Below are 20442 nucleotides of genomic sequence, written 5' to 3'. Positions count from 1 at the left end.
CATCAGGCTCCGGATTCGTGCTCGGCGATCGCGCTCAGGAAAATCGCGCCGAACTCCTTGAGCTTCGCCTCTCCGACGCCGTTCACTTGCGCGAAAGCATCGAGGTCGCGCGGGCGGCGCCCGGCCATGTCAATCAGCGTGCGGTCGGAGAACACGACATAGGCGGGCACCTGGCGTTCCTTCGCCAGGCGCAGCCGCAGCGCCTTGAGCGCGTCGAGCAGCGCGGCGTCCGGATCGCCCGCGTCCGCGGCGGCACCCTGGGCCGAACGCGCCTTGTTGCGCAGGGAACGGTGTCGCGTCTCGACGCGGTACTCGAACGCAACCTCGCCGCGGCCGAGCGCGCGGCCGCTGTCGGAAATGGCAAGGCCGCCATAGCCTTCCGGGTCCGGCATCAGGAACCCGCCCGCCACGAGCTGGCGGATCAGCGACAGCCAGGCGGGCCGCTTGTGCGCCGCGCCGGTGCCGAAGCCGGCCAGCCTTTGATGGCCCCTGGCCAGCACCTTCTCGGTTTCGTGGCCGAGCAGGATGTCGACGATATGGGAGGCGCCGAAGCGTTCGCCGGTTTGCGCGATGGCCGCAAGGATGATGCGCGCTTCCGCGCTGCCGTCCGCGCGCGGCGCCTGGTTGAGGCAGTTGTCGCAATTGCCGCAGGGCGAAGCGCTTTCGCCGAAATAGCCAAGCAGCACCTGGCGGCGGCACTGCGCCGTCTCGCAATAGCCGATCAATGTGTCCAGCCGGCCATGCGAGCGCCTCTTGTGCTCCGGCGAGGCATCCTCGTCGTCGATGAACAGGCGGCGCGTGCGGATGTCGCCGAGGCCGTAGAGCATGTGCGCCTCGGCCACCCGGCCATCGCGGCCGGCGCGGCCGATTTCCTGGTAATAGGCCTCGAGGCTCGCCGGCAGGTCGGTGTGGAAGACATAGGCGACGTCTGGCTTGTCGATGCCCATGCCGAAAGCGATGGTCGCCACCATGACCACGCCGGACAGCGTCATGAAGGTGTTCTGATTGGCCTCCCGCACCTCCTTGCTCATGCCCGCATGATAGGCGAGCGCGGTGATGCCGTTTTGCTCGAGGAAGGCCGCCATCTGCTCCGTCTTCCGGCGCGACAGGCAGTAGACGATGCCGCTCTTCCCCGGATGGCGCTCGACGAAGCGCAGCAGCTGGCGCTTGCTGTCCTGCTTCGCCTCGATGGCAAGGCTGATGTTGGGCCGGTCGAAGCCCAGCACCAGGGTGTCGACGCGGTCGGCAAACAGCCGCGCCGAAATGTCGGTGCGCGTCGTCTCGTCGGCCGTCGCCGTCAGCGCGATGATCGGCACTTGCGGAAAGATGTCGCGCAGCCGCGCCAGGTCCTCATATTCGCGCCGGAAGGCGGGGCCCCATTGCGAGATGCAATGCGCCTCGTCGACGGCGATCAGGCGGATGTCGAGCCTGGCGAGCGCGTCGAGCATGCGTTCGGTCATCAAGCGCTCCGGCGCGAGATAGAGCAGGCGCGTCTGGCCCGACGCGACGCGGCGCCATGCCGCGACATTGGCATCGCGGTCGAGCGAGGAATTGATCGTGTCGGCGGCGACGCCGGCAAGCCGCAGCGCCGCGACCTGGTCCTGCATCAGCGCCACCAGCGGCGAGACGACGATGGTGAGCCCGCCCAGCACCAGCGCCGGAACCTGGTAGCAGAGCGACTTGCCGGCGCCGGTCGGCATGACGGCCAGCACATGGCGTCCGCAGAGCAGCGCCTCCATCACGTCGGCCTGGCCGGGACGAAAATCGTCGAAGCCGAACACGTCTTTCAGCGCGCGCCGCTTCGGATCGCGTCCCTCGGCAAAGAGACCTGCCGTCGATGTCCGCATTGAGTGTGATTCCCGGATTCGGCTGAGGCAATCTTCTTACGGAGAAGATCGCCGGAATGCTATCCGAACCCGTGCTGCCCGTCGTTTTGCTGGCGCAGCGCAGCTGCATTGCCTTTCCGCGAAAAGGGTGGCTTGTTGTCCCGACCTGCAGCGGAGGAACCCGGCAATGATCGACCTGGCCACATTGGCGACCTATGTCGCGATCGTGCTTGGCTTCGTCTTCATTCCCGGGCCCGCCACGCTGCTAACCGTTGCGCGGGCGACGAGCTCGGGAACCAAGGTCGGCATCGCTACCGGGGCCGGTGTCGCGGCGGGCGATGTCGTCCACACCGCCATGGCGATCTTCGGCATCTCGGCCATCATCGCCACATCGGCGATGCTGTTTTCCGTCATCAAATACATCGGCGCGGCCTATCTGGTTTTTCTCGGCATCCGTGCCATCCTCGAGAAGGCGCCGGCCGATCTCGGGGCCCGCGCCCTGGCCGTACCGGCGGGCAAGGCGTTCCGCCAGGCCATATTGACCGAGGTGCTGAACCCGAAGACGGCGCTGTTCTTCCTCGCTTTCCTGCCCCAGTTCGTACGCCCTGAAAACGGATCGGTCATGCTCCAGCTGACGATCCTCGGCGCCGTCTTTGTCCTCCTCGGCCTCTTCAGCACCGTGGTCTTCGCCGTCTCGGCCGGAAGTCTCGGCGCCTTCCTGCGCCGCAACCCGGCCGTGCTGAAATGGCAGGGCAAGGTGGTCGGCGGCATCTATTGCGCGCTCGGCGTGCGGCTGGCGCTGCAACAACGCTGATCCCAACTTCGCCAGTTGAGGGCGCTACGCTCCGAGCCGGCTCCACAGGTCCGCAATCGATCTTCGCAAGCCGGGAGCCCTGGGTTCGCCCGGTTGGATTTCGGCCAGCGCAATGCCGCTTTCGCCGGCGACGGCATAGAGCAGCCAGGTCCGGCCATCCTCCTCGAAAATGGCCGGATCGCGCAGTCCGTTCTCTCTGCTCCTTGCCATGCCCACGCGGCTGCGGCGAACCGGCAGGCCGGCGCCCTCATAGTCGGTGCCCGGCCTCAGCAATTCGGTTCTGCCGCGCACGCGCCAGCGCCGCCAGTCGCCGGAAAGGTCGATGCAGCCGTAGAGCACGCGCTCGGGCGCGTCGCCCTTGCACGTGTAGTAGACGATCAGCGAGCTCCCGCTCTTCTGCACCGCCGCGTGCCGCGGCCGGACCCAGCGCGAGCCCGGCAGCACGATCGGCCCTTCCTCGAAGCCGGAAAGACCGTCGCTTGACCGGCGAAGCTCGACGTTGGCCGTGCCGAAGAGCCCGTACCACCAGCCGCCATGGCGAAAGATCCGCGCGTAAAATGGTCCAAGCGGTTCGGGATCGGGCCTGAAACACAGACCTTCGGCGGACGTGGCCGCGAAGGTCGTCTGCCCCTGGCCGTTCAAGACCGGACCATGGAAATACATGACGATCCGCTGGTTCTGCGCATCGACATGCACGTCCGGAGACGCAATGTGCCCCTTGATGAACGGACACTCGGCGAGCGAAAGCGCGCCACCCGGATGGATCCGCCACGGACCCTCCATCGCATCGGAATAGGCAAGCCGGATGTAGGTGCCGTTGTGATGCGCGAAATAGAGATGGTAGGCCCCGAGCCGGCCCTTCGCCCAATCGGGCATCCTGACCAGCGATGGACCGTTTATGCTGGCCCCCTCGTCGCCCGGCAGCATATCGGGCGTGATCAACGGCCCGCGCCGTTCGGCAGAAAGGCCGGGCATCGGCGTCATGGCCCTGCCCACTCCGGCATGTCGTAGCCGAATTCGTCGCAGAACCCTTTCAACCGGGCGAGGAACGCCGGCGGCAGGCCTTTGATGTAGGCAAGATATTCCTCGTTGCGTTCCCACTTCTGAAGCGAAGTCGCTCGGATCGGATTGCCGGGATCCTCGCTGAAAAGGATACGCGGCCTGAGGCCGAATGCCCGCGCGATCCGCTCCTGAACCTCGTCCGGCCGAGCGATCGTGTCCTCATAGCGGACGTAGATGATCGCGCGATTCGGCTGTGCCTTTCTGAGCTGCAGCAAGGCCTCGTATTCCGCCAGCCAGCGTTCGGACGTGACATGGAACCGGCGCTCCGCCCTGCTTTCCGGATGCGAGCTCGTGAGCACGTCGAACGGGTGGCGGACGCAATAGATCAGACCAATCGCGCTGGGCAACCTTGCCAGATGCGCGTGACCCCGCTCGGTGCGCTTGACGACAAGGTTGGATTCGGGACGGTCCAGCATATCCAGCTGGGTATATTTCGCTTCGGCTCTATGGACGAAAGTGTCTTCGAAACATCCCATCAGACGCTGGGTCAGCGTCGTTCCGCTGCGCGCGCAGCCGGCGATGAATATCTTCTTGTAGCGCGCCGCGCCTCCGGTGACCCACAGCCGCCACAGCCGCTTCATATCCAGCGCCAGGCGCCGGATCTCTCTGATCGGCCGCCGGGTGGCCTCGCGCAAAAAGGCTTCTGACTTTTGTACCACGTCCATTTTCCGACTTTCTCTCCGGCCGGCTTAAAGCATGTCTGCCGAAAATGGGAACCGGTTTCGGGACAAAGACATGCGTAAATCAAAACCTAAAGCGCGTGGAGCGAATCCGAAGGAATCGCGTCGCGCTTTGGTTCATCCGCTGCCAAGGCCGGCATCCATGGCCGAATGATGATCTGCGGCCGCCGCCTCTTTGGCCGATATGCCAGCAGAGTTCCAGGTCTCTTTGTTAAACCTATCTTCACCATGTTGCGGCAGCTTTGTCGTCCTGCGGCAATGTTTGAGTACCGCGGCGGCGCCACGGGCGCCCAGGCAACAAACCCGCGCCGTACGGCGCGGGTTTTCCGTTCCGATATTTCAAAAGCCGCGTTTCAGGCGAGGAAGTCGGCTCGATGGGGCGCAAAGCTGTCGACCAGCCGGCCCGCTTCCAGCGCCTTGACGCCGTGCACCAGGTTGGACGGCACGATGAAGCTGCTCCCCGCTTCCAGGATCTCCGACCGGCCGTCGACGGTGACCTCGAAGCGGCCTTCGGCGACATAGCTTGCCTGGACATGCGGATGCGAGTGCAGCGCGCCGACGCCGCCCTTGTCGAAGGCGAATTCGACCATCATCAGTTCGTCCGTGTGCACCAGCACGCGCCGCCTGTTGCCGTCGGGCGTCGGCGTCCAGCTTTTTTCGTCGGCACGAGCGAAAATGTCGGTCATTGCAGGCTTCCGTTCAGAAATCGAAATGGTCACCGTGCCAGCCAGCCGCCGTCCACCGGCACCACCGCACCATGCATGTAGTCCGACGCAGGCGCGAGCAGGAACACGGCGGCATCGCCGATGTCGTCGGGCCGGCCCCAGCGCCCAGCCGGAATACGCCCGAGAATGGCTGCGCTGCGGTCAGGATCGGCGCGCAAGGCCTCGGTGTTGTTGCTCTCGATATAGCCAGGCGCGATGCCGTTGACGTTGATGCCCTTCGGCGCCCATTCGCAGGCGAGCAGCCGGGTGAGGCCGAGCACGCCATGCTTCGAGGCTGTGTAGGAGGCGACGCGGATGCCGCCCTGGAAGCTCAGCACCGAGGCGATGTTGACGATCTTGCCGCGTCGGCCGCGCTCCGCCAGCACGCGCCTGGCGAAGCTCTGAGCGAGCCGAAAGACCGTCTTCAGATTGATATCCATCACCTCGTCCCAGTCGGCCTCGGTCAGGTCGACGGCGTCGGCACGGCGGATGATGCCGGCATTGTTGACCAGGCCGTCGAGCGGCCCGCTCTCGTCCCAGACCCGGTCGAGCATGGCGGCGGCCTTGTCGGGATCGCCGAGATCGGCGGTCACCGCTTCGAAGCTGCTGCCGGTCGCGGTGATCCTTTCCGCTGTCTCGTCAATCGCCGAGCGGCCGACGCCGATGACGGCGCCGCCGGCGCGCGCCACCGACACGGCGATGCCCTGGCCGATGCCGGTGTTGGCGCCGGTGACGAGGATGCGTTTTCCCGCAAGGCTGAAGGCGGAGAGGTCGCTCACCTGAGCTGATCCATCGTCACCTGGTCGACGTCGGTATAGTCGACATTGTCGCCGGCCATGGCCCAGATGAAGGCATAGTTCGACGTGCCGGCGCCCGAATGGATCGACCAGCCCGGCGACAGCACCGCCTCTTCGTTGCGGATCACGATATGGCGGGTCTCGTCCGGCTCACCCATGAAGTGGAAGACGCGCGCATTCTCGGCCAGGTCGAAATAGAGATAGGCCTCCATGCGCCGGTCATGCACATGGCACGGCATGGTGTTCCAGACCGAACCCGGCGCCAGCTGCGTTATGCCGACGACAAGCTGGCAGGTTTTCACGCCGTCCGCATGGATGAACTGGAAGATCGAGCGCTCGTTGCTGGTCGCCTGGCTGCCGAGGTCGAGCCTCCTGGCATCGGCGATGCGGATCAACTGGCTGGGATAGGTCTGGTGCGCCGGCGCGCTCAGCAGGTAGAATTTGGCCGGCTGATCCGGACTGGCCGAGGCGAACGACACCTGCTCTGTGCCCATGCCGAGATAGACCATGTCGCGCGACGCCATCTCAAAGGGCAGGCCATCGGCCGTCACCGTACCGGCGCCGCCGATATTGACGGCGATCATTTCGCGGCGGTCGAGGAATGCCTGGGTACCGGTCGGCTTGATCGCTTCCAGAGGCAGGACGGTATCGACCGGCATGGCGCCACCGACGACCATGCGGTCGTAATGCGTATAGGTCAGGTTGACACGGTCGGGCTGGAACAGACCCGCGACGTGGAAATTGTGGCGCAGCTCGGCGGTTTCCATCGCCGCGGCCGCGGTCGGGTCGATGGCGAAGCGCGAGGAGAATTCGGTGTGCTTTTGATCCATCATCTTGCTCGAATGATCATCCGTTCGATGCCGCCGCCACCGACTTCGCGTAATAGGCCTGCCGCGCCTGCAGGCGCTCGCGGTAGCGCTGCTGGCTGGCGGTGAGATGCGCCCGCATCGCCTCGCGCGCGGCGTTCGCATCGCCCGCCGAGATGGCGTTGAGGATCACCAGATGCTCGCGCTGCAGCCCGCGCTGGTATTCGTCGGACTGGACAAGCTCCGTCGACCAGGGCGAGGTCACGTCGCAGGGAATGGCGCGGCGGCCGAGCACGTCGAGCATCTCGACATAGAACGGGTTGTTGGTGGCGCTGGCGATCGCCCGGTGGAAGGCGAGATCGGCCGGACCCGTCGGCTGGCTGTCGAGCAAAAGCCGCTCGAACTCGAAGAAGGCTTCCTGGATCGCCGCCTCCTGCGCGGCGTTGCGGCGGATGGCGGCAAGGCCTGCCGATTCGATCTCGATCGCCAGCCGCACCTCGAGGACGTTGAGCGCGATGGAGTCCTTGGCCCCCATGTCGGCGGCTAAAACGCCGAGCGTGGTGGAGATATGCTCGGTGACGAAGACGCCGGCGCCTTGCCTGGGCTCGACAAGACCGTCGGCGGCGAGCTTGGCCAGCGCCTCGCGGATGACGGTACGGCTGACTCCGAAAGTTTCCGTCAGCTGGCCCTCGGTGGGCAGCTTGTGCCCGGGCGGGATCTCGCCCGCCAGAAGCTGCTTGCGAATCGCCGCAACCACCGTTTCCGACAGTTTCGGCTTCCGTTCGACCCTGAGGTCGGTTGTGGTATCGGCCACGCCGCACTCCCTATTTGAATACGCCCTATCTGAATACACTTGGCAGCCATAGCGAGATCGCGGGAATATACGTCACCAACCCCAGAACCACGATACCGGCGCCGTAGAACGGCCAGATCGAGCGCATCGCTTCCCACACCGTTATCTTGCCGACGGCGCAGGCGACGAACTGCACCGTGCCGACCGGCGGCGTGTTGAGGCCGATGCCGAGATTGAGGATGGTGATGACGCCGAAATGCACCGGATCGACGCCGTAGTGCTGGACCAACGGCAGGAAGATCGGCGTGCAGATGATGATCATCGGACCCATATCCATGAAGGTGTCGGACGAGGTCGCGCCGAACGCCTTGAAATAGGCGCGGCGTTGCCTGTGCGCTTCGAGATAGCCGGCCCAGGTGCCGGTGTCGCAGCCGGTGATCTCGCCGAGCCGATCGAGATTGGTCAGGAACCCTTCGAAGTCGGGATCGACCACGGCGTCAGGCCGGTAGGCGGTGACCACGCGTCCCTGCCAGCCGCTGTCGCGGATCATGCGGTGCCATTTGAGGTCGTCGAGCGCGCCTTCGGTCGTCGCGATCACCTCGATGTTGAAGCGCTCGAACAGCGCCCGCGGCCGATAGTCGTCTTGGCCGAGCAGCGCCGCGATCGTGTCGTAGTGGCGGTCGGCCGTGCTCGCATCGAGCGGCTCGTCGATGCCGAATAGGTGCTCGAACACATGGTCGAGCCAGAGCCGGGTCGGCGTGCCGCGGAACAGGTAATAATGCTCGGCGAAGCGCCGCCAGATCGCCCGGCCGTCGGTTTCGACCGGGGCCCCATTGGGAGTCGGGGAGTCGAGCCTCGTCACCCCTAGTTCCTCCAGCCGCACGCCCTGGCTGAACAGCATGCGGAAAATGTAATGGTCCGGCACGATCAGCAATTGCGCCGGATCGGGAAACGGCTCGTTGAGCGCGTACCAGCGCGGATCCGTGTGACCATGCGGGCTGACGATCGGCAGGTCTTTCACCCCCGCATAAAGCGAGCGGGCAAGCGTTCGCGTTTCCGGCGCGAACAGCAGGTCCGGATCGGTCAGTGCTGCCACTTGGCTTCCTCCCAGGCTGGCTTATTGGTAGATCGGCCGGAGATAATGTCAACATACAAAAATCATTAAGTTGTATGATGACTTTTGCGTGGAGCCCGGCCATTGTATGGGGCGGGGACGGATGCTACGCCGCAGTCGTCCATTCATGCCCGGGCTCGACGCGCCGATCGGAGACTTCAAACGCCAATGAACAGCCGTCTTTCCAACGCCACGATCGCTAAACTGCCGGACGCCATTGCCATACCGCGCTACGATCGCGGCGCCGTGAGGCCCGGCATTGTCCACCTGGGCGTCGGCGCTTTCCACCGCGCGCACCAGGCGGCCTATGTCGACGCCTGCCTGGCGGATGGCGAGACGAACTGGGGCATCGTCGGCGTCTCGCTGCGCAGCCCCGACACCCGCGATGCATTGGCGCCGCAGGACGGGCTCTACACGCTGGCGGTAAGGGACAGCGCCGGCGAGCAGCTGCAGGTGATCGGCTCGATCCTGTCGCTGCTGGTGGCGCCGGAGGATCCCGGCGCCGTGCTCGCCGCGCTGACCGACCCGCGCATCCGCATCGTCACGCTGACCATCACCGAAAAGGCCTATCTGAGGGCGGCCGACGGCACGCTGGACAAGGCCCATCCCGATATTGTCCACGATCTGGCGAACCCGGCATCGCCGAAGACGGCGCATGGCTTTCTCGCGGAGGCGCTCGCGCGCCGCCGCGCTGACGGCACGCCGCCCTTCACCGTGCTCTGCTGCGACAACCTGCCGGCCAACGGCACCACGCTGCATCGGCTGCTGGTCGAGTTTGCGAAGCTGCGCGATTTACGGCGCGACCGCCAGGTCGATGCCGGGCTCGCCCGACAGGGCGATGCCGAGCGTACCGGCGCAGATCATCTTCCGTTAGCCGGCTACCTAGCTGACGAAGTGGCTTTCCCGTCGAGCATGGTCGACCGCATCGTGCCGGCGACCACCGATGTCGACCGCGCCCGCATCGCCGGCGAACTCGGCTTCGGGGACGCCTGGCCGGTGATGACCGAGCCGTTCCGGCAATGGGTTATCGAGGATCGTTTCCCGGCCGGGCGGCCGGCCTGGGAAAAATTCGGCGTCACCATGGTCGAGGATGTCGGTCCGTTCGAGGACATGAAGCTGAGGCTGCTCAACGGCGCCCATTCGGGCATCGCCTATCTCGGCCTGCTCAGCGGCCACGCCACCGTCGACCGCGCATTCGCCGATCCGGCGATCCGGCAATTCGTCGATGCGTTGTGGGCCGAAGCCATCCCGACACTGCCGGACGACGCCGGACTCGATACGACCGCCTATACGGCCGAACTCGCCGAGCGGTTCTCAAACACCGCGCTCGCCCATCGCACCGCGCAGATCGCCAATGACGGCAGCCAGAAATTACCGCAGCGCATCATAGCGTCAACCCTGGAGTGCCTGGAGGCCGGCACTGAGCTGGTCCATCTGACCCTGGTGGTTGCCGCTTGGATCGCCGCCTGCGCGGCGCGGGGAAAGGCCTTGCCGGAAGGGCATTTCACCGACCCGCTCGACGCGGCGTTGACAGCGCTCTTGGACCAGCAACTGCCGGCGAATGAAACGGTGACGGCGGTGTTTGATCTGGCTGGCTTCGCCAAGGACCATGCCGAACGACAGACATTGATCGAGCTCGTAGCCGTGCATCTCGTCCACTTGCGGCGGGAAGGGCCGGTGCTGGCATTCGCCGCGCTAGGCATAGACGGCCGGTAACGCTCGCCTAATCGCCCGCCGAACCGTTCACGACCTGCCACGCGGCATAGTCGATCCCGTTCGAATTCCAGAACAGGCGCACGGCCTTGCCGACCAGATTTGCGTAAGGCACCGTGCCGATGGTGAAGCGGCTGTCGGCGGAGTTGTCGCGGTTGTCGCCGAGCATGAAATACTCTCCCGCCGGCACCGTGATTTCCGGCGTGTCATCGCCGACCGAGCTCACATCATAGTCGATCGCCAGATAGGAGACGCCTTCCGGCAGCGTCTCGCGCTGCAGCCTGGCCGAGGAGATGTCCGCGGTGGAATAGTCGCCGAGATCCTCGAGCTTGACGGCGACGCGGTTGATGTAGAGCCGGCCGTCGACCATCTGGATCCGGTCCCCCGGCAGGCCGACGATGCGCTTGATATAGTCCGTGTCCGGATCGCTGCGCGGCCGGAACACCACCACGTCTCCTCGCTTCGGCAGGCCGCCGAGAACCCGCTCCTGGATCGGGATCAGCCCGAAGGGAAAGCTGTAGCGGCCATAGCCATAAGCGGATTTGGAGGCGAACAGATAGTCGCCGGCCTCAAGTGTCGGCTCCATGCTGCCGGACCGCATCGAGAATGGCTGGACCAGGAATGTGCGGACCGCCAGCGCGGCGCCATAGGAGACGAGAAGAACAAGGATCAGGACCCAGAGCCCGCGCGCGTACCATTTGTCGGGCCTGAAACGCGACGCGAAGGGAACGACGATCACGACCGACAGAACCGCCAGACCGAGCCGCATAAGGTTGACGGCCCAGGCAAGCTTGACGCCCGGAAAGACCGGAAAGCCGACATGGCAGACAGCCAACTCAGCCAGACCCACGCCGACAAGCCAGGCGACAGCCAACCAGCCGGCGCCGATCCACAGGAAGCCGCCGAACACCGATACGAGCGCCGTCGACCATCTGGATCGTGAGCCTGATTCGCTGGACATCCGGCCCCCCCAGAGCAATTCCAGGAAAAGTGCGAAGCGATTGAGTTCGGCGCCTTCGCCGTAACTTTCCGTCAGGGATTGCGTCAAGACAAGACGCTCCGACAAGCAGGGCGGACTGTCCATCAAAGGAGAAAACCGGGCAAACAAAAAAGCGGGGCAAGCCCCGCCTTTTTCCATCTATTGTCTGAAGCCGATTTCAGGCCGGCAGCAGCGCGCCTTCCAGCGTGGTGAGCTGGCTGAGGAACTGCTCGGCCTTGGCGCGGCTCTCGTCGTCCTTGGCGTCGGCGGCGTCTTCCCTGGCCTCCTGGATGCGGCGGGCGATATCGGCGCGGTCGATGTCGTTCACATGCGTCGCCGACTCGGCGAGCAGCGTGCAGCCGGAAGGCAGGATGTCGGCGAAGCCGCCGAACACGACATAGCGCTCTTCCTTGCCTGCCGCGGTCTTCACCGTGACGACGCCGGGCTTAATCATGGTCATTACGGGAGCGTGCTGCGCCAGCACGGTCATCTCGCCTTCGGCACCCGGGATGACGACGAACTCGACCTGCTCGGAAACGAGCAGCCGCTCCGGCGAGACCAGTTCGAACTTGAAAGCTTCAGCCATGCCTGTCTAGCGAGTAGGGAATAGCGAGTAGCGAGTAGTGAAGTAACTCGGCTGGCCCACTGATCCCTATTCGCTACTCCCTATTCGCTATTCGCTTCGTTACGCCGCTTCAGCCGCCAGGCGCTGCGCCTTCTCGACTGCTTCCTCGATACCGCCGACCATGTAGAAGGCGGCTTCCGGCAGGTGGTCGTAGTCGCCGGCGCAAAGGCCCTTGAAGCCCTTGATGGTGTCGGCGAGGTCGACCAGCTTGCCGGGCGAACCGGTGAACACTTCGGCGACGAAGAACGGCTGCGACAGGAAGCGCTCGATCTTGCGGGCGCGGGCAACCGTCTGCTTGTCCTCTTCCGACAGCTCGTCCATGCCAAGGATCGCGATGATGTCCTGCAGCGACTTGTAACGCTGCAGGATCGACTGCACCTGGCGGGCGACCTGGTAGTGCTCCTCGCCGACGACCATCGGGTCGAGCATGCGCGAGGTGGAATCCAGCGGATCCACGGCCGGGTAGATGCCCTTTTCCGAGATCGCGCGGTTGAGCACGGTGGTGGCGTCGAGGTGGGCGAAGGAAGTCGCCGGCGCCGGGTCGGTCAGATCGTCGGCCGGAACGTAGATGGCCTGCACCGAGGTGATCGAGCCCTTGGTCGTCGTCGTGATGCGCTCCTGCAGCGCGCCCATGTCGGTGGCCAGCGTCGGCTGATAGCCCACGGCCGACGGGATGCGGCCGAGCAGCGCCGACACTTCCGAGCCCGCCTGCGTGAAGCGGAAGATGTTGTCGACGAAGAACAGCACGTCCTGGCCCTGGTCGCGGAAATATTCGGCGACGGTGAGGCCGGTCAGGCCGACGCGGGCGCGCGCGCCCGGCGGCTCGTTCATCTGGCCGTAGACGAGCGCGGCCTTGGAGCCCTGGCCGCCGCCCTTCTTGTTGACGCCCGATTCGATGAACTCGTGATAGAGGTCGTTGCCTTCGCGGGTGCGCTCGCCGACGCCGGCGAACACCGAGAAGCCGCCATGCGCCTTGGCGACGTTGTTGATCAGTTCCTGGATCAGCACGGTCTTGCCGACGCCGGCGCCGCCGAACAGGCCGATCTTGCCGCCGCGGGCGTAAGGCGCGAGCAGGTCGAGAACCTTGATGCCGGTGACCAGGATCTGCGCTTCGGTCGACTGGTCGACATAGGCCGGAGCCGGCTGGTGGATGGCGCGCAGCTCGACGGCGTCGACCGGGCCGGCTTCGTCGACCGGCTCGCCGATGACGTTGATGATGCGGCCGAGCATGCCCGGGCCGACCGGAACCGAGATCGGGCCGCCGGTGTCGAAGACGTCCTGGCCGCGCACCAGACCTTCGGACGAGTCCATGGCGATGCAGCGCACGGTGTTCTCGCCGAGATGCTGGGCGACCTCGAGCACCAGGCGGTTGCCGACATTATCGGTTTCGAGCGCGTTCAAAATGGCCGGCAGATGGTCTTCGAACTGCACGTCGACGACTGCGCCGATGACCTGGCGGACCTTGCCGGCGGCGCCGACCCGCTTCGCCACAACGCTTGCCGCCTTGGCGGGTGCCGCTGCCTTGGCCGGAGCGGCCGCCTTCTTGGCCGGAGCGGCCTTCGCGGCTGCTGCCGGAGCCTTTGCCGCCGCCTTGGGGGCCGGTGCCGCCTTGGCCGCGGTCTTCGGGGTAGCTGCTTTCGCCATCGTCTTTGCCCTTTTCGTCTGTCTGTTGTTCACGCTGCCCGCTGCGAGGCTATTGCCCCCGCGCGGCCCGCGCCTAGAGCGCCTCGGCGCCCGAAATGATTTCGATCAGTTCCTTGGTGATCTGCGCCTGCCGCTGACGGTTGTAGGTGATCGACAGCCTGTTGATCATGTCGCCGGCGTTGCGCGTCGCATTGTCCATCGCGCTCATCTTGGCGCCCATCTCGCCGGCCGCGTTTTCCAGCAGCGCGCGGAAAATCTGCACGGCGATGTTGCGCGGAATGAGGTCGGAGAGGATTTCGCCCGGCTCCGGCTCGTACTCGTAGACGGCGGTGGCGCCATTGCTCGTCTCGGCGGCGGCGGAAGCCTGGGCCGCCGGGATGATCTGCTGCGCCGTCGGGATCTGGCTGATCACCGACTTGAACTGCGAATAGAACAGCGTGCAGACGTCGAAGCCATTCTGGTTGAAGAGGTTGATCACCTTGCGCGCGATCGCGTCGGCGTTGACGAAGCCGAGCGTCTTGACCTCGCGCAGGTCAACGCGTTCGAGGATCAGCGAGCCGTAGTCGCGGCGCAGGATGTCAAAACCCTTCTTGCCGACGCAGATGATCTTGACCTGCTTGCCGTCGGCGAGAAGCCGGCGGATGTGGTCGCGGGCAAGGCGAGCGATCTGCGAGTTGAAGCCGCCGCACAGACCACGCTCGGCGGTGCAGACGATGAGCAGATGCACGTCGTCCCTGCCGGTGCCGGTCATCAGCGCCGGGGCATCGCCGCCGCCGCCGATCGCCTGGGTGATGTTGGCCAGCACCGCGCCCATCCGCTCGGAGTAAGGACGCGCCGCTTCCGCCGCTTCCTGCGCGCGCCGCAGCTTCGCCGCGGCGACCATCTGCATCGCCTTGGTGATCTTCTGCGTCGCCTTGACCGAGGCGATACGGTTACGAAGGTCTTTTAACGAAGCCATGCTTCAAACCCGATCCCGTCCGGCTTCGTTCAAGCAAAGGTCTTGGCGAAGGCGTCGATTTCCGCCTTCAGCTTAGCGCGCAGATCGTCCGACAGCGCCTTCTCGTTGCGGATGCCATCGAGCACGTCCTTGCCGGCCGAGCGCATGTGGCTGAGCAGGCCATGCTCGAACTTGCCGACCTGGTTGAGCGCCAGCTTGTCGAGATAGCCGTTGACGCCGGCAAAGATCACCGCGACTTGCTCCTCGACCTTGAGCGGCGAGAACTGCGGCTGCTTGAGCAACTCCGTCAGGCGCGAACCGCGGTTGAGCAGGCGCTGCGTGGCGGCGTCGAGGTCGGAACCGAACTGCGCGAAGGCCGCCATCTCGCGGTACTGCGCGAGCTCGCCCTTGATCGAGCCGGCGACCTGCTTCATCGCCTTGATCTGCGCCGAGGAACCGACGCGCGACACCGACAGACCAACATTCACCGCCGGGCGGATGCCCTGGAAGAACAGGTTGGTTTCGAGGAAGATCTGGCCGTCGGTGATCGAGATCACGTTGGTCGGAATGTAGGCCGACACGTCGTTGGCCTGCGTCTCGATGATCGGCAGGGCGGTCAGCGAGCCGTTGCCGTTGTCGTCGTTGAGCTTGGCGGCGCGCTCGAGCAGGCGCGAGTGCAGGTAGAAGACGTCGCCCGGATAGGCTTCGCGGCCCGGCGGGCGGCGCAGCAAGAGCGACATCTGGCGGTAGGCGACGGCCTGCTTCGACAGGTCGTCATAGCTGATCAGCGCATGCATGCCGTTGTCGCGGAAATATTCGCCCATCGTGCAACCGGCAAACGGCGCCAGGAACTGCATCGGCGCCGGGTCGGACGCGGTGGCGGCGATGATGATGGAGTAGTCGAGCGCGCCGCGCTCCTCCAGCACCTTGACGAACTGCGCGACGGTCGAGCGCTTCTGGCCGACGGCGACGTAGACGCAGTAGAGCTTCTCCTTCTCGGGGCCGTTGTCGTGCACCGACTTCTGGTTCAGCATCGTGTCGAGGATGATGGCGGTCTTGCCGGTCTGGCGGTCGCCGATGACCAGCTCGCGCTGGCCGCGGCCGACCGGGATCAGCGCGTCGATGGCCTTGAGGCCGGTCGACATCGGCTCATGCACCGACTTGCGCGGAATGATGCCGGGTGCCTTGACGTCGACGCGGCGACGCTCGGTGGCCTTGATCGGGCCCTTGCCGTCGATCGGATTGCCGAGCGCGTCGACCACGCGGCCGAGCAGGCCGGGGCCGACCGGAACGTCGACGATGGCGCCGGTGCGCTTGACGGTGTCGCCTTCCTTGATGTCGCGGTCGTTGCCGAAGATGACGACGCCGACATTGTCGGCTTCGAGGTTCAGCGCCATGCCGCGGATGCCGCCCGGGAATTCGACCATCTCGCCGGCCTGGACGTTGTCGAGGCCGTAGACGCGGGCGATGCCGTCACCGACGGACAGAACCTGGCCGACTTCGGAGACCTCGGCCTCCTTGCCGAAATTCTTGATCTGGTCTTTCAGAATTGCGGAAATTTCCGCGGCGCGGATGTCCATCAGCCGACCTCTTTCAGTGCAAGCTTGAGCGAATTGAGTTTGGTTTTGAGCGACGTATCGATCTGGCGCGAGCCCATCTTGACGATCATGCCGCCGAGCAGCGACGGGTCGACGGTCATGGCGATGGCCACGTCCTTGCCGGCGATGCTCTTCAGCGTCGCCTTGAGCTCGGCCTGCTGCGCATCGGTCAGCGCGTGCGCCGAGGTGACCTCGGCGGACGCCTCGCCGCGATGGTCGGCGGCGATCCGGCGGAAAGCCTTGATCATGCCGGGCACTGCGAACAGGCGGCGGTTCTTGGCGACGACGCGCAGGAAATTGCCGGCAAGCCCGCCGAGCTTTGCCTTGTCGACGATCGCAGCGATCGCCTTGGCCTGATCCTCGCTGGAGAACACCGGGCTGTTGATCAGCCGGGCAAGATCGGCGCTGCCTTCAAGCAGCGCCTCGAAACTGGTGAGGTCGGCCTCGACCTTGGCGACCGAATTTGCCTGCAGCGCGAGTTCGAACAGCGAACCCGCATAGCGTTCTGCGACAGCTGAGATTGGCGATGACGATTGAGCCACGGACCGTCTTTTCTCTTGTCTGACAGGCCGCAGATTGTTGGCGCGAGCGAAAACTCTGGCTAAATCTTTGACCTTACTGCATTTTTCCAAGCACGGAGGCGCGGCTTCCGCTATCCCCGGCCGAAAGTCGATTGCCGTCTAGCACAGGCCTTTTAAGACCGCAATGCGTCGCCCGGCATGGTTTTCAGGCACTTTTGTCGCATCAGCCGGCGAAGGCCAACTCCAAGCGCCGGATTAATGCATGTCGCCCAAAAGTGTGCGGCGGTTTTTGGGGAACGACATGCATCGAAACAAGAACCTGAAGCGCGTCGCTTGAATCCGTTTCAGCGCGACGCGCTTGGTCATGAATTCACGGCACGAAGCCGAAGGCAAAGGCCAGCGGCAGCGCCGCCAGCACCAATTCAACCACGATGGAGGCCCAGTTGAAAGGGGTGTTGGCGCCGTCCGACATCATCGACAGAAGCCGACCGAAAGCGGTGAACAGCCAGGAGAAGCCGAGCGCCATATAGAGCAGCGGCTGCGCCAAAAGAATGCAGCACAGGCTGACACCGAGATAGAAGCCCGACATGCGGCCGCGCCCCTCGGCGATCGCCGCCGCCTTCTCCGGCTTTGCCTGCAGACGCAGGATTCGGAATGCAAGGTTCGGCGCCAGGAACAGGACGAGGCCGATGAGCAGGGTGACGACAGCGCTCGACCATGCCAGCCACTCGCCCTGGCTCGCGGGCCACGGAAACGCGAATTCCATCCTTCCCCCTGTAGATTCTTGTTTGAAATTGCCGGCATTCTAGCTGAGGAAAAGCCGCGCGCCAGATGGCGGCCGGCACATTAGAGAAGGCGCATCAAGAACCCCCGAATCAGGCGAGCGCCCGATCAGGAGGGTATCCGGTCAGGAGAGCGCGAAATCGATCGCGGCCTCGGCATGGATGCGCGTAGTGTCGAACACCGGGATGTCGAAGTCGCCCTGGCCGATCAGCATGGTGATCTCTGTGCAGCCCATGATGAGGCCGTCGATCTTTTCGTCGCGCCGCAGGCGGCCGACCTCGGCGATATAGGCGGCCTTCGAGTCCTCCTTGACGATGCCCTGGCAGAGCTCGTCGTAGATCACCCTGTGCACCAGGTCGCGGCCTGCCTGATTCGGCACCACCGGCCGCAAGTCATATTTGTCAGCGAGCCGCCCCTTGTAGAAATCCTGCTCCATGGTGAAGCGCGTCGCGAGCAACGCCGGGCGCTTCACGCCGGCATGGACGACAGCGCGCGCCGTGGCATCGGCAATGTGGATGAGCGGGATCGACACCGCCGCCGCCACATTATCGGCAAGCTTGTGCATGGTGTTGGTGCAGATCACCAGGCCTTGCGCGCCGCCCGCTTCCAGCCCGAGCGCCGCCTCGACGAGAAGGGCGCCGGCGCCTTCCCAATCGCCCGCGTGCTGGCGTTCGGCGATCTCGGCGAAATCGAACGACCACAGCAAGAGCTTCGCCGAATGCAGCCCGCCGAGACGCTCGCGCACGATCTCGTTGAGCAGGCGATAATAGATCGCGGTCGATTCCCAGCTCATGCCGCCGATGAGGCCAAGGGTTTTCATAACGGAGTGCTCCAGCAGGACTGCAAGATGTCTCTCACAGAAAGCTCTGCGGGTCGATGTCGACCTGCACCCGCACCGAGCCGCGCAGCTTCGGCCCATCCGCCAGCATGGCGCGAATGAAGCCCTGCATGTCGGCGCGCCGCTCGCCCTGGACCAGCAGGCGAAAGCGGTGGCGGCCGCCGATCAGCGACAGCGGCGCCTCCGCCGGGCCGAGCACGAAGAGATCGGAGGCTTGTGGCGCCGCCCGTCTCAATCCTCGCGCGTGGCCTTCGGCCTCGCCCCGCGTCGCGGCGCTGACGATGATGCCGGCCAGCCGGCCGAAAGGCGGCAGCGCCGCCCGCTCGCGCTCGGCGATCTCGCGCTCGTAGAAGGCTTCCGAATCGCCCGAGACGATCGCCCGCATCACCGGATGGTCGGGCTGGTAGGTCTGTAAGAGGCCGAGGCTTTTCTTGCCGGTGCGGCCGGCGCGCCCCGTCACCTGGCTGAGCAGCTGGAAGGTGCGCTCGGCGGCGCGGGGATCGCCATTGGCAAGGCCGAGATCGGCGTCGACCACGCCGACCAGGGTCATGCCCGGAAAATTGTGCCCCTTGGCGACAAGCTGCGTGCCGATGACGATGTCGGCCTCGCCATTGGCGACGGCCTCGAGCTCGAGCCGCAGCCGGCGCACGCCGCCAAGAAGGTCGGATGACAGCACGATGGTGCGCGCCTCGGGAAAATGGCCCACCACTTCCTCGGCGATGCGCTCGACGCCTGGCCCGCAGGCAACAAGATGATCGAGCGTGCCACATTCCGGGCACGCGTCCGGCCGCCGCTCGTTGTGCCCGCAATGGTGGCAGACGAGCTGGCCGCGAAAGCGGTGCTCGACCAGCCAGGCCGAGCAGACCGGGCAGCCGAAGCGATGGCCGCAGACGCGGCAGAGCGTCAGCGGCGCATAGCCGCGCCGGTTGAGGAAGAGCAGCGACTGCTCTTGCCTTTCCAGCGTACGCTGCATCTGCTCCAGAAGCAGAGGCGACAGGAAGCTGCCGCGCGCCGGCGGCGCGCGGCGCATGTCGATCGATTTGAGGTCGGGCAGCGCCGCCTCGGCGAAGCGCGACGACAGCACCGCGCGATGGTAGCGGCCCTGGCTGGCGTTGACCCGGCTCTCGACCGAAGGCGTCGCCGAGGCGAGCACCACCGGGAAGGTCCCGATATGGCCGCGCACCACCGCCATGTCGCGGGCGTTGTAGAAGACGCGGTCTTCCTGCTTGTAGGCCGGGTCGTGCTCTTCGTCGACGACGATCAGGCCGAGTTCCTTGAACGGCAGGAACAACGCCGACCGCGCGCCGGCAACGACGCGCACGCCGCCTTCCGCCACCTGCCGCCAGACGCGTTCGCGCATCCGTGGCGGCAGGTCGGAATGCCATTCCGCCGGCTTGGCGCCGAATCGATCCTGGAAGCGTTCGAGGAAGGCATGGGTGAGCGCGATTTCCGGCAGCAGGATCAGCACCTGCCTGCCCTTGTCGAGCGCCGCCGCCACCGCCTCGAAATAGACTTCCGTCTTGCCGGATCCGGTGACGCCGTCGAGCAGGGTGACGTTGAAGGCGTCGGCGGCGACGGCGGCGCGAAGCTTGTCGGCCGCCGCCCTCTGGTCCGGCATCAGTCCCGGCACGGCATGGCCGGGATCGGGCGCCGCCACCACGGGCCTTGGCGGGATCATCACCGTCTCGAACACGCCTTGCGCCCTTAAGCCGTCGATGACGGTCGAGGAGACGCCCGCCGCATGCGCCAGCCCGGAGCGCGTCCAGGCCAGGCCGCCCTCCGCCGTTTCGAGCACGCGGCGCCGCGCGTCGGTCAACCGGTCGGGCTCGGCAAGCGTGCGCTGCAGTCCTTCGATCCAAGGCTCCGGATCGAAGGCTTCGGGGGCGCGGAGCAGCATGCGCGCCACCATGCCTGGGGCAGAGAGCGTGTATTGCGCGATCCAGTCGACGAAGCGGCGCATCGCCCTGTCGATCGGCGGGCAGTCGAAGACCTCCTCGATCGGCCGCAGCTTCTTCGGATCGACCGTTTCGACGACGCCGTCCCAGACGATGCCTGCGACCTGCCTGGGTCCGAGCGGCACGCGCACGATCGAGCCCGGCACCACGCGCATGCCGGGCGGCACGGCATAGGTGTAGGGCCGTTCGGCCGGCATCGGCACCAGCACCGGTGCGGCCGCGACAAAGGGCGAATCTTCGATCATGAGGCGTG

At 65.5% G+C, this 20442-nt stretch carries 18 protein-coding genes and 1 pseudogene; 2 read left to right on the top strand and 17 right to left on the bottom strand.

Annotation, left to right across the window (positions count from 1 at the left end):
• Window positions 1-2: 2 nt before the first annotated feature.
• The gene (recQ, locus tag EJ067_RS18455) at window positions 3-1847 is read right to left on the bottom strand and encodes a DNA helicase RecQ (RefSeq protein ID WP_126087036.1); all 1845 of its coding nucleotides are present in this window, start codon (window positions 1845-1847) and stop codon (window positions 3-5) included.
• 166 nt (window positions 1848-2013) lie between these two features.
• Here recQ and EJ067_RS18450 point away from each other — a divergent pair, with 166 nt between their 5' ends.
• Window positions 2014-2640: a LysE family translocator gene (locus EJ067_RS18450; RefSeq protein ID WP_126087035.1), complete on the top strand. Its 627-nt coding sequence runs from the start codon at window positions 2014-2016 to the stop codon at window positions 2638-2640.
• Between the two features lie 24 nt (window positions 2641-2664).
• On the opposite strand, the gene EJ067_RS18445 is transcribed toward EJ067_RS18450, so the two are convergent.
• From EJ067_RS18445 to EJ067_RS35825, 7 genes and pseudogenes are all read right to left on the bottom strand, one after another.
• A complete protein-coding gene (locus EJ067_RS18445) occupies window positions 2665-3624 on the bottom strand; it encodes a hypothetical protein (protein WP_126087034.1) in 960 nt (319 codons plus the stop codon).
• Window positions 3621-4367 (bottom strand): sulfotransferase, encoded by a 747-nt coding sequence (locus EJ067_RS18440; protein ID WP_126087033.1) that lies wholly within the window; start codon window positions 4365-4367, stop codon window positions 3621-3623. Before EJ067_RS18440 ends, EJ067_RS18445 begins: the two co-directional genes overlap by 4 nt.
• A 368-nt stretch (window positions 4368-4735) precedes the next feature.
• On the bottom strand, window positions 4736-5068 hold the full coding sequence (locus EJ067_RS18435; RefSeq protein WP_126087032.1) for a cupin domain-containing protein: 333 nt from the start codon (window positions 5066-5068) through the stop codon (window positions 4736-4738).
• 29 nt (window positions 5069-5097) lie between these two features.
• Window positions 5098-5865 carry a 2-dehydro-3-deoxy-D-gluconate 5-dehydrogenase KduD gene (gene kduD / locus EJ067_RS18430; protein ID WP_126087031.1) on the bottom strand — a complete coding sequence of 256 codons (768 nt, stop codon included), beginning with the start codon at window positions 5863-5865 and terminating at the stop codon, window positions 5098-5100.
• Entirely contained in the window at window positions 5862-6713 is an 852-nt protein-coding gene (kduI, locus tag EJ067_RS18425; RefSeq protein ID WP_126089667.1) for a 5-dehydro-4-deoxy-D-glucuronate isomerase, read from the bottom strand. The genes kduD and kduI overlap by 4 nt, the downstream gene beginning before the upstream one ends.
• 16 nt (window positions 6714-6729) lie before the next feature.
• Window positions 6730-7503: a FadR/GntR family transcriptional regulator gene (locus tag EJ067_RS18420; protein ID WP_126087030.1), complete on the bottom strand. Its 774-nt coding sequence runs from the start codon at window positions 7501-7503 to the stop codon at window positions 6730-6732.
• Between the two features lie 25 nt (window positions 7504-7528).
• Window positions 7529-8470 (bottom strand): annotated as a pseudogene (locus EJ067_RS35825) (glucuronate isomerase); the annotation flags it as partial.
• A gap of 294 nt (window positions 8471-8764) precedes the next feature.
• Here EJ067_RS35825 and EJ067_RS18405 point away from each other — a divergent pair.
• Complete coding sequence (locus EJ067_RS18405; RefSeq protein ID WP_126087029.1) at window positions 8765-10312, top strand: mannitol dehydrogenase family protein; 1548 nt, start codon at window positions 8765-8767, stop codon at window positions 10310-10312.
• Window positions 10313-10319: 7 nt separating this feature from the next.
• Here EJ067_RS18405 and lepB read toward each other — a convergent pair whose 3' ends face one another.
• From lepB to EJ067_RS18355, 9 genes are all read right to left on the bottom strand, one after another.
• A complete protein-coding gene (gene lepB / locus EJ067_RS18400; RefSeq protein WP_245467986.1) occupies window positions 10320-11270 on the bottom strand; it encodes a signal peptidase I in 951 nt (316 codons plus the stop codon).
• A 196-nt stretch (window positions 11271-11466) separates the two neighbouring features.
• Window positions 11467-11874 carry a F0F1 ATP synthase subunit epsilon gene (locus tag EJ067_RS18395; protein ID WP_126087028.1) on the bottom strand — a complete coding sequence of 136 codons (408 nt, stop codon included), beginning with the start codon at window positions 11872-11874 and terminating at the stop codon, window positions 11467-11469.
• 99 nt (window positions 11875-11973) lie between these two features.
• On the bottom strand, window positions 11974-13557 hold the full coding sequence (gene atpD, locus EJ067_RS18390) for a F0F1 ATP synthase subunit beta (RefSeq protein ID WP_189510035.1): 1584 nt from the start codon (window positions 13555-13557) through the stop codon (window positions 11974-11976).
• 73 nt (window positions 13558-13630) lie between these two features.
• Window positions 13631-14515, bottom strand: coding sequence for a F0F1 ATP synthase subunit gamma (locus tag EJ067_RS18380; protein ID WP_126087027.1), 885 nt, complete (start codon window positions 14513-14515; stop codon window positions 13631-13633).
• 29 nt (window positions 14516-14544) lie between these two features.
• Entirely contained in the window at window positions 14545-16074 is a 1530-nt protein-coding gene (gene atpA / locus EJ067_RS18375; RefSeq protein ID WP_126087026.1) for a F0F1 ATP synthase subunit alpha, read from the bottom strand.
• On the bottom strand, window positions 16074-16634 hold the full coding sequence (locus EJ067_RS18370; RefSeq protein WP_126087025.1) for a F0F1 ATP synthase subunit delta: 561 nt from the start codon (window positions 16632-16634) through the stop codon (window positions 16074-16076). Before EJ067_RS18370 ends, atpA begins: the two co-directional genes overlap by 1 nt.
• Window positions 16635-16983: 349 nt before the next feature.
• Window positions 16984-17379, bottom strand: a complete 396-nt coding sequence (locus EJ067_RS18365) for a DUF4345 family protein (RefSeq protein WP_126087024.1) — start codon at window positions 17377-17379, stop codon at window positions 16984-16986.
• Window positions 17380-17520: 141 nt separating this feature from the next.
• On the bottom strand, window positions 17521-18216 hold the full coding sequence (locus tag EJ067_RS18360) for an aspartate/glutamate racemase family protein (protein ID WP_126087023.1): 696 nt from the start codon (window positions 18214-18216) through the stop codon (window positions 17521-17523).
• Between the two features lie 34 nt (window positions 18217-18250).
• On the bottom strand, window positions 18251-20434 hold the full coding sequence (locus EJ067_RS18355; protein WP_126087022.1) for a primosomal protein N': 2184 nt from the start codon (window positions 20432-20434) through the stop codon (window positions 18251-18253).
• Window positions 20435-20442: the final 8 nt, after the last annotated feature.

Source organism: Mesorhizobium sp. M1D.F.Ca.ET.043.01.1.1 (genome assembly GCF_003952385.1).
GTDB lineage: Bacteria > Pseudomonadota > Alphaproteobacteria > Rhizobiales > Rhizobiaceae > Mesorhizobium.
This window is presented reverse-complemented; position numbering and strand designations above follow the sequence as displayed.

Bases quoted from the DNA above. Each gene is read 5' to 3' on its own strand.
- EJ067_RS18445 (WP_126087034.1), bottom strand. From the start codon at position 3,624: ATGACGCCGATGCCCGGCCTTTCTGCCGAACGGCGCGGGCCGTTGATC.
- atpD (WP_189510035.1), bottom strand. From the start codon at position 13,557: ATGGCGAAAGCAGCTACCCCGAAGACCGCGGCCAAGGCGGCACCGGCC.
- EJ067_RS18395 (WP_126087028.1), bottom strand. From the start codon at position 11,874: ATGGCTGAAGCTTTCAAGTTCGAACTGGTCTCGCCGGAGCGGCTGCTC.
- EJ067_RS18355 (WP_126087022.1), bottom strand. From the start codon at position 20,434: ATGATCGAAGATTCGCCCTTTGTCGCGGCCGCACCGGTGCTGGTGCCG.
- atpA (WP_126087026.1), bottom strand. From the start codon at position 16,074: ATGGACATCCGCGCCGCGGAAATTTCCGCAATTCTGAAAGACCAGATC.
- EJ067_RS18450 (WP_126087035.1), top strand. From the start codon at position 2,014: ATGATCGACCTGGCCACATTGGCGACCTATGTCGCGATCGTGCTTGGC.
- EJ067_RS18440 (WP_126087033.1), bottom strand. From the start codon at position 4,367: ATGGACGTGGTACAAAAGTCAGAAGCCTTTTTGCGCGAGGCCACCCGG.
- EJ067_RS18360 (WP_126087023.1), bottom strand. From the start codon at position 18,216: ATGAAAACCCTTGGCCTCATCGGCGGCATGAGCTGGGAATCGACCGCG.
- EJ067_RS18435 (WP_126087032.1), bottom strand. From the start codon at position 5,068: ATGACCGACATTTTCGCTCGTGCCGACGAAAAAAGCTGGACGCCGACG.
- EJ067_RS18405 (WP_126087029.1), top strand. From the start codon at position 8,765: ATGAACAGCCGTCTTTCCAACGCCACGATCGCTAAACTGCCGGACGCC.
- recQ (WP_126087036.1), bottom strand. From the start codon at position 1,847: ATGCGGACATCGACGGCAGGTCTCTTTGCCGAGGGACGCGATCCGAAG.
- EJ067_RS18380 (WP_126087027.1), bottom strand. From the start codon at position 14,515: ATGGCTTCGTTAAAAGACCTTCGTAACCGTATCGCCTCGGTCAAGGCG.
- EJ067_RS18365 (WP_126087024.1), bottom strand. From the start codon at position 17,379: ATGGAATTCGCGTTTCCGTGGCCCGCGAGCCAGGGCGAGTGGCTGGCA.
- lepB (WP_245467986.1), bottom strand. From the start codon at position 11,270: ATGTCCAGCGAATCAGGCTCACGATCCAGATGGTCGACGGCGCTCGTA.
- kduI (WP_126089667.1), bottom strand. From the start codon at position 6,713: ATGGATCAAAAGCACACCGAATTCTCCTCGCGCTTCGCCATCGACCCG.